This window comes from Sphingobacteriales bacterium, assembly GCA_016706405.1.
In the GTDB taxonomy this organism is placed as follows: Bacteria; Bacteroidota; Bacteroidia; order Chitinophagales; family UBA2359; genus BJ6.
Genome location: JADJJT010000001.1, coordinates 329,157 through 342,361 on the forward strand (window position 1 = coordinate 329,157; position 13,205 = coordinate 342,361).

Here is a 13,205-nt window from a genome sequence, read left to right on the forward strand (position 1 = left end):
AAAACAATCCGGACGCATCAAAATTAAATATCCGGATTTTAAAAACAATAAACACCTATTTTGTATTGTTACAAAATCATAACTTATAAATTGTTATTCTTTTTGTATGAAACGAACCTTAGCACAAATTAAAAACCTTAAGCGGCAGCGGGTATTGAAAGATAGTCTTTTTATTTTGGCGGGAATTGGCAGCGCAAGTATAGGGCTAAAAGGGTTTTTATTACCCAATAATTTTTTAGACGGCGGTGCTACGGGGGTTTCGTTGTTACTCGAAATGATAACCAAAATTGACGTCTCAATTTTACTTATTCTTGTAAACATACCTTTTATTTTTATTGGCTATAAACAGTTCTCAAAAGAATTTGCCGTTAAAAGCAGTTTGGCCATTTTGGGCTTGGCTTTGTTAGTACATTTTATTAGCTTTTGGACTATTACCGCCGACAAACTTTTGATTGCCGTTTTTGGTGGCTTTTTTTTAGGAGCGGGCGTTGGCTCTGCCATTAGAGGCGGCGCCGTTATTGATGGCACCGAAGTATTAGCGGTAGCCGTTAGCCGGAAATCGACCTTGACGGTAGGCGATTTTATTACCATTTTTAATGTAATTTTATTTTCTTTTTCGGCCTTTTTGGTAAGTGTCGAAACGGCCATGTACTCTATGCTAACTTACCTTTCAGCATCAAAAACTGTCGATTTTATTATTAATGGTATCGAAGAGTATATAGGCGTAACCATTGTGTCGTTGCAACACGAGGCGATACAAGTAGAAATTACCCATACCTTAGGGCGCGGCATTACCGTTTATCAATCCGAGAGTGGCTACGGCAAACAAGGTAGTGTTGATAATACAAACCGAAAAGTGTTGTTTTGTGTGGTTACACGCCTCGAGGTTAGCAAACTATTGCTCGAAATTGAAAAAATTGACCCCGAAGCTTTTGTGGTACAACACCCCATTAAAGATACCAAAGGCGGCATGATTAAAAGACGCCCCCTTCATTAATGCTCTAAAAAAGACCTTAGACCTTTAATTGTAGAGGCGGCGGGGTCAATCGCTCCCAAATAGTCATTTCAAAAGGGTAATCGTTTTTTTTATCCGGAGGATGGTGTTGGCTAAACGTTTTATGCCAAATAAGTTTGTCGTCTATTTCCGGAAAAAAAGTATCGCCATTTGGCACATCTACCGCTACTAAACTAAGGTAAAGTTTATGAGCATAAGGCATGGCAGCCGCATATATTTGTCCACCACCAATAATAAACACTTCGGTTTGCTGTAAGTTATGGGCAATTTTTAAGGCATTATTTAAATTATTGGCCAATAAACAATTGTTCGGCATTTTATAGTTTGTTTGCCGGGTAATAATTATGTTGGTGCGTTTGGGCAATGGGCTACCGTTGCCAAAGGTTTCAAAAGTTTTGCGCCCCATTATCACACAATGTCCCAAAGTAGTTTGTTTGAACCATTTTAAATCGGCACTTAAATGCCAGGGCATCTCACCCTCCAGCCCTATCACCCGGTTTTTTGATACTGCTGCAATTAACGAAATTAGCATGGTTAAAAATTTTGTTTCTAAGTTTGGCCTAAAATTAGTAAAATTGCGTCATCAAACCCACACTTTACATGCCCAAAGCCAAAATTGCCATTGTTTGCCCTTACCCGCAAGGTATTTCTCCGGGGCAACGGTTTAGGTTCGAGCAGTATTTAAATTATTTAAACCAGCACGATATTAACTACCAAATATTTGCCTTTTTAACACCCGATAGTTATGCCGTTTTATACCAGCCGGGCAACTATTTTGCCAAAGTGATGGCTGTTTTGCGCGGCTTTTTTATCCGGATATTGTTGCTCTTCAAACTATACCAATTTACCCATATTTGGCTTTATCGCGAGGCCACGCCGTTTGGCTTTCCGTGGTTCGAGTGGGTGGCAACTAAAATAGCGCGCAAACCCCTTATTTTCGATTTTGACGATGCCATTTGGCGGCCCCAATTTAACGACAAACAAGGGGCTAAAATAAACCAATGGTTTAACTGGTTTCGATACCACGCCAAAACAGCTAAAATTTGCAAATGGGCAAGTATTGTAACCTGTGGCAACCAGTTTTTATGTAACTGGGCTATGCAATACAATAAAAATGTGCGCCTTATACCCACAACTATTGACACAGACAACCTTCACCATCCGCAAAAAAATCATACCCAAGCACAAGCACCGCAGCCGCTTGTTATTGGCTGGACGGGCACACATACCACCCTATATTTTTTAGAGCCGCTTTACCCCGTTATAACCCAGTTGGTGCAAAAATACCCACATTTAAACCTGCAACTGCGCATTATTGCCAACACGCCTCCAAAATTTACTGCCCCATGGCTGCAATTTGTGAAATGGCAAAAACAAACCGAAATTGCCGACCTTCTTAGCTTTGATATTGGGGTAATGCCCTTGTATAACACCGAATGGGAACAAGGGAAATGCGGGTTTAAAGCCTTGCAGTATATGGCGTTGGGCATTCCGGCGGCGGTTTCGCCAGTAGGGGTAAATAATCAAATAGTAAAACACCAACAAAACGGGTTATTGGCACAAACTCCTGAAGAGTGGTTTAATTGCCTCGAAGCCTTAATTTTAAACCCACAAACAAGGCAAAAATTAGGGCAAGCCGGCCGGCAAACTGTTTTACAAAATTATTCGGTTCAAAGTAATAAAAATAAATATTTATTGTTGTTTACCAAGGAGTATATATAGCTCAATTTAACAAAAACTATAAATTTAAAACAATAATTTTGCCCCCAAAATAATTTTAGAACAAACTTAACACATTTTACATTACATTAATAACAAATAAAATAATGCGTATATACAATTATATTTTGTTTTGCTGTTTTTTTGTTGTTTTGCACCAAACTGTTTTGGCGCAAACTTTTAAGGGAGGTGCCATAATTGGCAGCAATTTTAGTCAAATAGATGGCGACGGCATGGCTGGTTACAACAAATTTGGGCTTCAGGCGGGGGTAACGGGGCAGTTTAAAATTAAAGGCAACTGGTCGCTGGGGCTTGACGTGTTGTTTACCCAAAAAGGCAGCGCTACCACCTTAATTGGCGCTAATAAATTTGGCCATAGTATGCTTAAATGGCATTATGCCGAGGTGCCGGTGTGGGTGCGCTACCACGACGCTAAAGGAGGGTTTTATTTTGGTGGTGGCTTGGCCTTGTCGCGGTTATTGTCGTACCAATATTTAACAGATGGCGAAGATTTTAGCGAGTTGTTTTACACACCTACCACGCCCAAAAAAATGGAAATAAGTTATTTTGCCGATGTGGCTTACCATTTTAAACCGTTTTTGGGTATTGGTTTTAGGTATCAGTACAGTTTGTTTCCGGCGGGGCGCATGTGTATTTATCCTTTCCCGCCTGAAAACGAACGCCAGTGCCGGCAGTTTAACAATTTGGTTTCACTGCGACTGATGTTTATTTTTAGCGCTTTGATGAGCAAATAAATGAACCAATATACCTAAAAAAAACACTGCCTATCCTTAGGCAAGCAAAGGCAGGCAGCGAACTGTTAATTTTGAGTAGGTGTTTATTAAAAGTAACAGCTATACAATAGTTTGTTTTTTACAACTTATTATCTTCCCGAACTTTCGCGCAGTAACTGCATAAATTCTTCTTCTGCTTTATAGAGTTTGGCAACTTTGTCTTCGCCAATTATAGATTTGAATTTGGCGTTATATTTGCGTTTAATTGTCAAACGTTTTTCTTCTTTAGCTATTTTTTTATCTGACTCGGCAATATTGGGGTCATTGTCAACCTCTTTGCGGGCTTTGCGCATTTCATCGTAATATTGGTCGTACACAGGCCAAAATTGCTGTGCTTCTTCGGCGGTAAGGCCAACTTGTGCCGTTATATAACTTAGTTTCATGGCTTTAATGCGCTCTAAGTCGTCTTGCAGTTGGTCGCCCTCAATAAAAACACAATTAGCAAACATGGTGCTGCCCGATGCGTAGTTGTTGCCATTACCAGCAAAAACAGTATAGTTGCCTACGCCTACATAAAGGGTTAAAAGCAGCAAACACATCCGGAAAAATATGGGAAAATTGATGGTGTGGTTTTTCATTGTAGTCATAAGGTCTTTTTTTTACTTAAATTTCGTCTAAAATTGCTTCGATGTTTTCTTCTTTTAAGACTTGTTTAATGGCATCCGGATTAATATCGGTTGGAATTATTTTTGATTTCAATTTATCCGGATTTGTTTTGCGCATTAATATATCTTCTGTTTCCCAATCTGTTTCGCCAAATTCCTCTAAATAAGTATCGATAGCATCTTTTGATAAAGTTGCCATTTGCATAACAAGTTCGGGGGGTATATTCGGCGAGAAATCGGCATTTGAGATGTCGGCTATTTGTTCGGTATTAGATTGGGTTGAATTGTTGTTATCGTTATTATTAAAAAACTGAATACCAAATACAAACATGGCCAGCATTGCCGCCGCCGACAGGCCATAACGAATAACTCGGCTTTGCCAAATTTGGCGTATAGGTACAATTTTGCCTGCTTTACCCACTTTATTTGGGGATTCGCTTTTTTGTTGTTGGCCTATACCAGCGGTTTGTTGTAAAATTTGGGTTTCTAATTGTTCAAAATAGTTGGCGGGGGTGCTAAATGGGCTTTTTTGGGCGGCATGGTTTAGCAAGGGGGTTTGTGGCTGCTCAAGCGCATTTAGCTGGGCTAACAGTTGGGTGGCAAACTCGCCATTAAAATAGTTAGCGGGTGTTGCAAATGGTTGTGTTTGTTGTTGCTGGTCTTGTTGTAATGGTTTTACAATGGCATCAATGGTTTTGGTGTCGGCATCGAGGTCGGCTTCGTTCAGCAAGTTTTGTTGTAGTTGGTTAAAGTAGCCGGTGGGGGTAGCAAATGATTGTTGGGCGGCAATTTGGGCCACTTCATTTGTTAGTTGCGCGGGGGCAGTAATGCCAACGGCAACAGCCACGTTTTGTTGTAACTGGTTAAAATAGTCGGTTGGCACGCTAAACGGCTGCTTATTATCGGCAGTTAGCAGTTCGGCTAAATAGGGCGTATTTTGTAGTAACTCGTTGTGTAGCGATATATTTACATTGGCTTTCATTTCTTAATTTCTTTACTCTTGCTTTGATGTTTTTTTTTACATAAGGTTTAAACTTCTTTCATGTATTTTTCAATTTTTTTAACTGCATGGTGAAATGATGCCTTGAGTGCGCCAACCGAGGTATCTAATACTTCAGACATATCTTCGTACTTCATTTCTTCGTAGTAGCGCATTAAAAATACCATCCGTTGTTTTTCGGGAAGGCCTGCAATAGCAGTTTGCAGTTTAATTTGCAGTTCGTTGCCATCAAAGTAAGGGTCGGCTTGTAGTTGGGCGGCGTAGTCGTACTCGTTGGTTTCAAGCGGGGCGGTATCGCGGCGTTTGCGTTGGTTCATAAAGGTAAGCGACTCGTTGGTGGCAATACGATACAGCCAGGTATAAAGTTTTGAGTTTTGCTGAAACGTGTGCAAATTATTCCAAACTTTAATAAATATATTTTGGCAAACATCATTTGCGTCTTCGTGGTCAAGCACAATACGCCGCACGTGCCAATATACCTTCTCGTGATATTTGTTTACCAAGGCTGTAAATGCGGCAGCTTTGGTACCATCGTGTGTAAATTTTTCTAAAATTTCTTGGTCGCTAATAAATGCCGACATGAGGTGGGTAGGAAATAAAATTATAAATAATGTATAAACAACTGCTTGGGCGCGAGGCTTCTTAGTCTAAAAACGGCTTAAAGGTACAGCTTTTTACTAATAGTTGCCATCTCAAATTAGTTCGCTTATTTATTATATTACAATTTTTAATTTCGCCAATACAAAAGGTTGTTGTGTTTGCAAAGCTGATTAAGATAAATAAAGTCCTTTTATCCGGATAGCGTAAACATTACCATTCAAATATTAAAAATATGCAATATACAATTTATTAACAATCATTATAGCCATTCACCGCCTTGAAAGGTGGAGTTAATAGGTAGCGCACACTCAAACGCTGTCCTTTAGTTCGGAGATACGTCAAACAAGATAAAAGGGGGGGCTTTAGTGCCGAGTAAAACAAAAAAAATTTAGACGACAACCTTGCGTAGTTACAAGTAAACTACGCTTATACCTATCTACCCACCCACCAACAAAATTTTACCCACTATTACAGGTTTTTTTTCCTTCTTCCGGATGATTGGGCGTGAAATGGTAATAATACATGCCTTGGGCTAAATTATTGGGCAAATTGTAAGCATTATATCCGGATGGAATAGCGACAACCGACCAAACCAACTGCCCCAGAGTATTGTACAAAGCCAACTGCCCTGCTTGGGGCGCGTGTATATTAACCGAACCACCCGCCGCAACTATGTTTGGAAACAAAGCCCACCCATCCGGCGGCTTGTAGCGCGTAGCCCTTTTACGGGTTGGTAGCCAAAGGTGTCTTGGGGATTGGTGGTGGTATCTTGGGGGTACATTTTTTTACAGTTAGCAATAGGGTATCGCTTAACACAAGGCTATTACATTTTTTATTAGTGGCATAAACCACATAATAGGTGTTTTCTGTGGGACAAACCGTAACCCCCGATACGTTTAGATTATTGCTATACCCTTCTGGAATACTGCTCCATGTAATGGTGTATAAACTTTTATCGAAACTATTTGAGGGAACCCATATTATTGTGCAACTGTCTTTGCAAATAGTGGTGTTCTCTGCTTGTAAATCAATAGCGGGATTGGTATCTATATAAATGGGTGATAAATTATCAAGCATTACTGCTGACGTTATGTTGGGGTCTACCTCACCTGCCTCAAATAGCATATAGGGGTAGTGTTGGTTGGGTATAAAGGTAATAGTATCTTTATGCCACATACTGCTTTCTAAACTATAACCCGATTTTGCGCCCGCCCAAAGCAGTTGGTCTTTAGCGCAGGGCTGCATACCCCCCCATAAAAATAAATTGCCATTTATAAGATTCGACGATTTCCCGGTATAATAGCGAAAGACATCTACATAAAAACTATGTTGACAGTGGGCAACTAAGGGGCAGCTAAGTTTTTGCATAAAACTTTCGTTTCCCCAATCAGGAAAATAAGCAATTTGAATATAACAAAGCCCATCTGTTGGCTTAGATAATGCAAAATCATAATATCCTACTAAATCGGGGGTTGGCATACAAACATCCCAACCTAATGCTATAGTGCCCTCCCATATCTCATTTTTTGGAACACCCTCAAATGATGGGTTTATAAACGGAATACTGTATTGCCAAAGCAATAATAAAAATAATTTCATAATAATAAGAATTTTTGCAAACACAAATTCTTATTTGCTTGCTGTAAACAGCAAGCAAATAAGAATAGCACTAAATGTTTATTGTAATATTATTTTTCCAGTTTCAACTGTATTAGTAGCAGTGTGTATTCTATACCAATACAACCCATTGGGCAAATGGCTTAAATCGATAGGCATATCGTTTAAGGTGCTTTGGGCTACTTTTCTGCCCAAAGCATCAAAAATTTCAAGGCTATTTATTGTAACAGCTTGTAAGGTATGTATATATAGTTGCTTATCAATTACCTTTAAAAGAATAGGCGAAGAATTGTTTTGCTTCGTACCAGTGGCTTTGTCTGAGGTATTGTAACTGCATAGAGATATATCGTTAAATGAAGTATTCGTTAAAGCCGCTGCCATATAGATGGCAGGCCCAGCCTCAAAAGGGCAGGTTTGGGCTATAGTCATTAACGTTTCTTTGGTTTCAACACTTAACTCTTCGTTATTGTTCTGTAGGGATTGCAGCCATGCACTAGATACATATTGTAAATTTTCTTCTTGTTTATTGCTCGGGGTTATAGCGGACAATGAATTACTAAAATTTTCAAAATATGTATTATCATATTGACTGCTTAAACTTTGCATTAATTGAGTTTGCCATTCGAATAGCTGACTAAGTGGACGTTCTTGCAGCGATAGGTAATAGTTGGCTAGTGTTTCGCTATAATTAACTAACTGGGGGCGTAGGCTCATTAGTTGGTAACTTTGCCAATCATCCCACCATGTTTGCTCGGCCTGGTATAACATATAGTTTTGTTCGTTATTAGCATAAATAGTTAAAGTTTCAGCCCATTTTCCGAGGTTCAATGAATCGCTTTCGGTGCTTATTACGCCATCAATTTCATTACATACATTACCAGCATAGGGCAATGGGTAAAACACCTGATCTATAACGAACAATTGAAATTCAGCTATTGCTATACTAGTTCCATCTGCACCAATTGGATTGGGGTTGTGCCAAGGCAAATCATTAAACCAAAAAATAGTAGATAAACTGCCATCTGTAAAAGTATGCGCATAACAATCTAAAGAAGCATTGGTTTTCCATTGATTAAAAGATGGATGCGATGGTGCAGAGCCTTGAGGGCCAATATTACCAGAAAAACCAAGCACTAGTCCTATAATATTATCTTGCATAACATTTACAAAAGTGTTTACTAGTCCATTATTTCCCCATCCGGCAAAACCCGCACCTAACCCTTTCATTTCATTATTTTTAACAAATCCACCTACATTTTGAACCATTTTTATGCCTGTAGATTCCTCAGAGTTAGAGTACAAACTATTGCCTGTTATGTAATTAAAGTTAATAGCCGGTGTTGTGCAACTTACTACTTTAATACCATCTAAAATAGTTGGCATTACACCACAATTTGAATTTATGTAAATTTCGTTCCCGTTTATTAATGGTGAGGTTAATGCTGCGCATAAAATATTAATTTCGTAATCAGTTACCTCATTGGCTTCTATGGTGTGCTTAGCACTGCCGGTCAAACCTAAATCTATTATACCATATTTAGATCCGGCATTGCAAGGGTCTGATTCGATTAAAGAATTACAGATTATTGAAGCTGTTGAGGTTCCACAGTTGTTAATAGATATACCATTAAATGCATTGACAAAGTCGTTCCGTTTTATTAAAATTGTATTTGCAAATATGCTTGAGCAAATAATACCAATATTATCGATGTTAAAAAACTCATTCAAATTAATTTCTACCATAACGGGGCGACTTATGTAAATGCCGTTATAGGAGTTGTTAAAAAAATTGGTAGAATTCTCTTCACCGCTGCCAATTAATATTCTTGAATCGGGTAAACTTCCTCCATCTGCTTCAGCTTTAATTGCTGCTTTTTTATCAAACAAAGGGTCGTTTACAATATCAGGATGAATATTATCAAATTGATTGTTGCGAATTTCTATTTGCGAATTTAGCGCGTAAATACCTATTTCTAAATTGTCGAAAACGTTTAAGTATATTGATAGTGTTTCATCGCCAATTACCACATCATTATCAACATTATCGCACTCGATACCTATGGTTGTACGCTGTAAAGGAAACGGATTGCTGCTATGTGGTACTATTAAAAACACAGCAGGAAAACCAGGGTGTAAACTTGCCGGAACTAATGTAGATTGGAAGGTATTAGTTCTTAACGTTACTGCTCTAGGTTCGGTGTAATTTTGAAGTTTTATATGTCTAAAGTTATGGTCAAACACATTTTCTTCAATGTATATGGCAGCATCCCCTTTAGCATAAACGCCAATTTCAGCATCATGTAGATTCGAGTATTTCATACGAAGCGAAGTAAGCGCATCGGCTGTAATTCCCTGCCACATTTCGTTTGTACATGCATGTAAGGTACATTGGGTAATTGCCAAATCACCTGCTCCTATTATTCGTATTTCAGCATTGGGACTTAGTTTTAAAGTACAGTTGCTAAAGGCTACGCCACCCGTAATTGTTAATATGCCATTAACCCCAATATCCATGTTTGAAAAAGAACCTCCAGAAATGGTGTGGTTTATCCAAACGGCATCTATTCCGGTGCATTGCCCCTTTGCCGTTGGGCTACTGCCCATAAAACCAATAAATAACAACATATATAAAAGGTACTTATACCCCCCCCCCATATATGTAAAAGTGAATAATGTGTTAGTTAATTTACCAACAAACGCCTGGCTGTATTGAAACAGCTTTTTGTTTTTGTAACACATAATTTTTAAAATTTAAAATGAAAATTATATTTAAACAGCGGCAAATTTAACGCATTTTTTATTTAGTTGCAAGGGGTGGTGATAAAAATATCCGGAAATATTGTTTGCCTAACGATAGTTGTTTATTTATGCGAAGTACGGCCTTAGGCAGGTAAAAAACATCCGGATAAAATGGTACAAAAATGAAAACTACCCATTATTATGTGTAATTTTGCGATTAGATTAGTAGGTATCAACTTGCTTTATCCTATCTATTCTTATGTTCATTATGTAATCAAAAAAAAACACTGCTGCTTTATGATGAAGAAAAATACATCTCTGCCAAATACCTTTTTGTGGTTTTTTATTTTAATATGCCACTTATTGCTTTTTACTGCTTGCCCAAGTAGCAAAAAAACCCAAACCAAGGCCAAACTTAGCGGTAAAAATGACGGAAAAATTGAAGTTGTATTGCTACAAATGAACGATGTTTACGAAATTACCCCCCTCGAAAATGGCAAAGTAGGCGGTATGGCACGGGTAGCACAACTGCGCAACCAGCTAAAACAAAAAAATAAAAACACCTTCACTATATTAGCTGGCGACTTTTTAAGTCCATCGGTATTAGGAACGGTAAAAAACGAAGGCAAACGTATTGCCGGGGCGCAAATGGTTGATGTTATGAATACCATGGGCGTTGATTTGGTTGTTTTTGGCAACCACGAGTTTGATATTAAAGAGGCCGACCTCCAAAGCCGCCTTAACGAATCGAAATTTGTTTGGGTGGCCAGCAATGTAAAACACGTACCCTCTGGAAAAGACCCGCAGCAGCCATTTGCCAAAATAGACGAAAACGGAAAAGCCACCCCTCTGCCCGAAGTTTATGTAATTGAGGCCGCCGATGCCGACGGCACCACCTTGCGCATTGGTGTTATTGGTGTTACCCTGCCTGCTAACAAAGCTAATTATGTGCACTACGACGACGCTTTTGTAAAAGCCCGCGAAATGTATAAACGCTTAGCTAAACAAACCGATTTTGTAATTGGCATAACCCACCAAAGCATTGAAGAGGATATGCAAATAGCGGCTCAAATACCCGAAGTTAAACTATGGCTTGGTGGCCACGAGCACCAAAATATGCTGCACAAAGTTGGCACCGCAAGTATTGCCAAAGCCGATGCCAATGCAAAAACAGTTTATATACATACCTTAAGCTACAATAGAACAAACAAAACCTTGCAAGTACGCTCAAACCTGCAAAGCATTACCGACAAACTATCTGACGACCCGGCAACAGCAGCCGTTGTAAATAAATGGGTTCAGATTGGCGAAGCCAATTTTGCAAGCCAAGGCTTTAAAACCGACGAAGTAGTAGCCGTTATACCCGAAAATGCCCCCCTCGAAGGCCGCGAAGCCTATGTGCGCATACAACCCACTAATTTGGCAAGCATTATTGCCAATGCCTTTTTAAAAGCCTACCCTACCGCCGATGCCGCTTTGCTTAATACCGGCTCAATACGCATTGACGACCAACTTGTAGGCAAAATAACCCAATACGATATTTTACGGGTTTTGCCCTTTGGCGGCGGCATCTCGGAGGTTGAAATGAAGGGCAGCCTGCTAATAAAACTACTTGATACCGGCGAAATAAACAAAGGAAGCGGCGGCTATTTACAATACGCCCAAATTGAAAAACAACAAAACACCTGGCTTATTAAGAAACAACCTGTTTCTGAAACTGCAACTTACAAAATTGTAGTTCCGGACTTTTTGCTTACCGGAGGTGAAAAAAATATGGACTGGTTTACCGAAAAAAATCCGGAAATAATAAAAATTAACAAGGCCAATACCGACATTACCAACGATACCCGCAAAGTTGTAATAACTTATTGGTAAAAAAATTCCGGAAGAATAAAATCAAACTGCCAAAACCATTTGCCATTTTATTTTAACTGTGCGCTCGGCTTGAACTTGTTAATTCAAACTGCCGCCAATAGGCTGCTTATAATATTATGCAACATATATTAGGCCATACTGCCATTAAACAGCATTTGGCAAACTCGGTGTTACGAGGGCGTATTAGCCATGCCCAGCTATTTATTGGCCCCGAAGGAAGCGCCGCTTTGCCTTTAGCCATTGCTTACGCAAGTATGGTAAACTGCCAAAATCCACAAACAACGGGGGGCTGCGGCAATTGCGATGCTTGTTATAAAAGTAGCAAATTTATACATCCCGATATTCATTTTTCGTATCCAACCGTTGGCACAAAGGCAAAAAGTACCGACTTTATTAAGCCATGGCGCCAAGCCCTTAGCGAAAACCAGCACCTTAGCACTTTTAATTGGCTGCAAACAATAAACGCCGACAATAAACAAGGCAATATTAACGTAGAAGAATGCGAAGACATTTTTAGAAAACTTAGCTTTACCGCTTTCGAAGGAAAATACAAAATACTAATTATGTGGAGACCCGAATTTTTAGGAAAAGAGGGCAACCGCTTACTTAAATTATTAGAAGAACCACCTGATAATACTTTGTTTATTTTGGTAGCCGAAAATCCGGATGCACTATTAAATACCATTGTTTCGCGCACACAAATCCTCCGAATTCCGGGCTATACCGATGCCGAAATTGCTCAATATCTGACTCAGTTTCACCAAACCTCGCCACAACAGGCAACACTTATTGCTGCCGTTGCCGAAGGCAATTTAAATACGGCCATCCACCTTTTAGATGCCCCAGAAAACGACTATCAAAACTTACTGCTGCAATGGTGGCAAGTATGTTTAAAACCCGATGTTGCCGGCATGTATAAAACCGTTGAAGCATTTGCCGAACTTGGCCGCGAAGCACAAAAACATTTTTTACAGTATAACCTATATTTTTTCAGGCACACCTTAACGCAAATATGGGGGCAAACGCAAGGCCCCGCATTAAATACCGCCGAGTGGCAAATGGCCAACCAAATTTCCCTAAAACTTAAACTCAATACGCAAGCCCCACAAGCGGTTGCTCAACTGTTAAATCAGGCTATTGGCCATATAGAGCGCAACGCTAATCCACGCATTTTATTTATGCACCTGTCGTTAATGTTGTATAAAACCTTTAAACCATTAAAATAATTGGCCTATATTTGT

Annotated in this window: 12 protein-coding genes; 5 read left to right on the plus strand and 7 right to left on the minus strand. The window is 39.3% G+C overall.

What is annotated here, in order from left to right:
• Window positions 1-106 precede the first annotated feature (106 nt).
• Entirely contained in the window at window positions 107-997 is an 891-nt protein-coding gene (locus tag IPI59_01405; GenBank protein MBK7526226.1) for a YitT family protein, read from the plus strand.
• Window positions 998-1,013: 16 nt separating this feature from the next.
• On the opposite strand, the gene IPI59_01410 is transcribed toward IPI59_01405, so the two are convergent.
• Window positions 1,014-1,547, minus strand: a complete 534-nt coding sequence (locus tag IPI59_01410; protein ID MBK7526227.1) for a dihydrofolate reductase — start codon at window positions 1,545-1,547, stop codon at window positions 1,014-1,016.
• A 68-nt stretch (window positions 1,548-1,615) separates the two neighbouring features.
• Between IPI59_01410 and IPI59_01415 the strand changes: the two genes are divergently transcribed.
• Window positions 1,616-2,737, plus strand: a complete 1,122-nt coding sequence (locus IPI59_01415) for a glycosyltransferase family 4 protein (GenBank protein MBK7526228.1) — start codon at window positions 1,616-1,618, stop codon at window positions 2,735-2,737.
• Window positions 2,738-2,841: 104 nt separating this feature from the next.
• Complete coding sequence (locus IPI59_01420) at window positions 2,842-3,489, plus strand: PorT family protein (GenBank protein MBK7526229.1); 648 nt, start codon at window positions 2,842-2,844, stop codon at window positions 3,487-3,489.
• A 128-nt stretch (window positions 3,490-3,617) separates the two neighbouring features.
• Here IPI59_01420 and IPI59_01425 read toward each other — a convergent pair whose 3' ends face one another.
• From IPI59_01425 to IPI59_01450, 6 genes are all read right to left on the minus strand, one after another.
• Window positions 3,618-4,115, minus strand: coding sequence for a hypothetical protein (locus tag IPI59_01425; protein ID MBK7526230.1), 498 nt, complete (start codon window positions 4,113-4,115; stop codon window positions 3,618-3,620).
• 16 nt (window positions 4,116-4,131) lie between these two features.
• Window positions 4,132-5,115, minus strand: a complete 984-nt coding sequence (locus IPI59_01430) for a hypothetical protein (protein MBK7526231.1) — start codon at window positions 5,113-5,115, stop codon at window positions 4,132-4,134.
• 47 nt (window positions 5,116-5,162) lie between these two features.
• Window positions 5,163-5,714: an RNA polymerase sigma factor gene (locus IPI59_01435; protein MBK7526232.1), complete on the minus strand. Its 552-nt coding sequence runs from the start codon at window positions 5,712-5,714 to the stop codon at window positions 5,163-5,165.
• Between the two features lie 477 nt (window positions 5,715-6,191).
• Window positions 6,192-6,419: a T9SS type A sorting domain-containing protein gene (locus IPI59_01440; GenBank protein MBK7526233.1), complete on the minus strand. Its 228-nt coding sequence runs from the start codon at window positions 6,417-6,419 to the stop codon at window positions 6,192-6,194.
• Window positions 6,420-6,456: 37 nt separating this feature from the next.
• The gene (locus IPI59_01445; protein ID MBK7526234.1) at window positions 6,457-7,332 is read right to left on the minus strand and encodes a hypothetical protein; all 876 of its coding nucleotides are present in this window, start codon (window positions 7,330-7,332) and stop codon (window positions 6,457-6,459) included.
• Window positions 7,333-7,410: 78 nt separating this feature from the next.
• Window positions 7,411-9,975 carry a T9SS type A sorting domain-containing protein gene (locus tag IPI59_01450; GenBank protein ID MBK7526235.1) on the minus strand — a complete coding sequence of 855 codons (2,565 nt, stop codon included), beginning with the start codon at window positions 9,973-9,975 and terminating at the stop codon, window positions 7,411-7,413.
• Window positions 9,976-10,386: 411 nt separating this feature from the next.
• Between IPI59_01450 and IPI59_01455 the strand changes: the two genes are divergently transcribed.
• Window positions 10,387-11,964, plus strand: a complete 1,578-nt coding sequence (locus IPI59_01455; protein MBK7526236.1) for a bifunctional metallophosphatase/5'-nucleotidase — start codon at window positions 10,387-10,389, stop codon at window positions 11,962-11,964.
• Window positions 11,965-12,080: 116 nt separating this feature from the next.
• Window positions 12,081-13,190, plus strand: a complete 1,110-nt coding sequence (locus IPI59_01460) for a hypothetical protein (protein ID MBK7526237.1) — start codon at window positions 12,081-12,083, stop codon at window positions 13,188-13,190.
• Window positions 13,191-13,205 lie beyond the last annotated feature (15 nt).

What these genes read in the sequence shown, in the direction of transcription:
- IPI59_01405 (MBK7526226.1), top strand. Translation starts at nt 107, where the DNA reads ATGAAACGAACCTTAGCACAAATTAAAAACCTTAAGCGGCAGCGGGTA.
- IPI59_01410 (MBK7526227.1), bottom strand. Translation starts at nt 1,547, where the DNA reads ATGCTAATTTCGTTAATTGCAGCAGTATCAAAAAACCGGGTGATAGGG.
- IPI59_01415 (MBK7526228.1), top strand. Translation starts at nt 1,616, where the DNA reads ATGCCCAAAGCCAAAATTGCCATTGTTTGCCCTTACCCGCAAGGTATT.
- IPI59_01420 (MBK7526229.1), top strand. Translation starts at nt 2,842, where the DNA reads ATGCGTATATACAATTATATTTTGTTTTGCTGTTTTTTTGTTGTTTTG.
- IPI59_01425 (MBK7526230.1), bottom strand. Translation starts at nt 4,115, where the DNA reads ATGACTACAATGAAAAACCACACCATCAATTTTCCCATATTTTTCCGG.
- IPI59_01430 (MBK7526231.1), bottom strand. Translation starts at nt 5,115, where the DNA reads ATGAAAGCCAATGTAAATATATCGCTACACAACGAGTTACTACAAAAT.
- IPI59_01435 (MBK7526232.1), bottom strand. Translation starts at nt 5,714, where the DNA reads ATGTCGGCATTTATTAGCGACCAAGAAATTTTAGAAAAATTTACACAC.
- IPI59_01445 (MBK7526234.1), bottom strand. Translation starts at nt 7,332, where the DNA reads ATGAAATTATTTTTATTATTGCTTTGGCAATACAGTATTCCGTTTATA.
- IPI59_01450 (MBK7526235.1), bottom strand. Translation starts at nt 9,975, where the DNA reads ATGTTGTTATTTATTGGTTTTATGGGCAGTAGCCCAACGGCAAAGGGG.
- IPI59_01455 (MBK7526236.1), top strand. Translation starts at nt 10,387, where the DNA reads ATGATGAAGAAAAATACATCTCTGCCAAATACCTTTTTGTGGTTTTTT.
- IPI59_01460 (MBK7526237.1), top strand. Translation starts at nt 12,081, where the DNA reads ATGCAACATATATTAGGCCATACTGCCATTAAACAGCATTTGGCAAAC.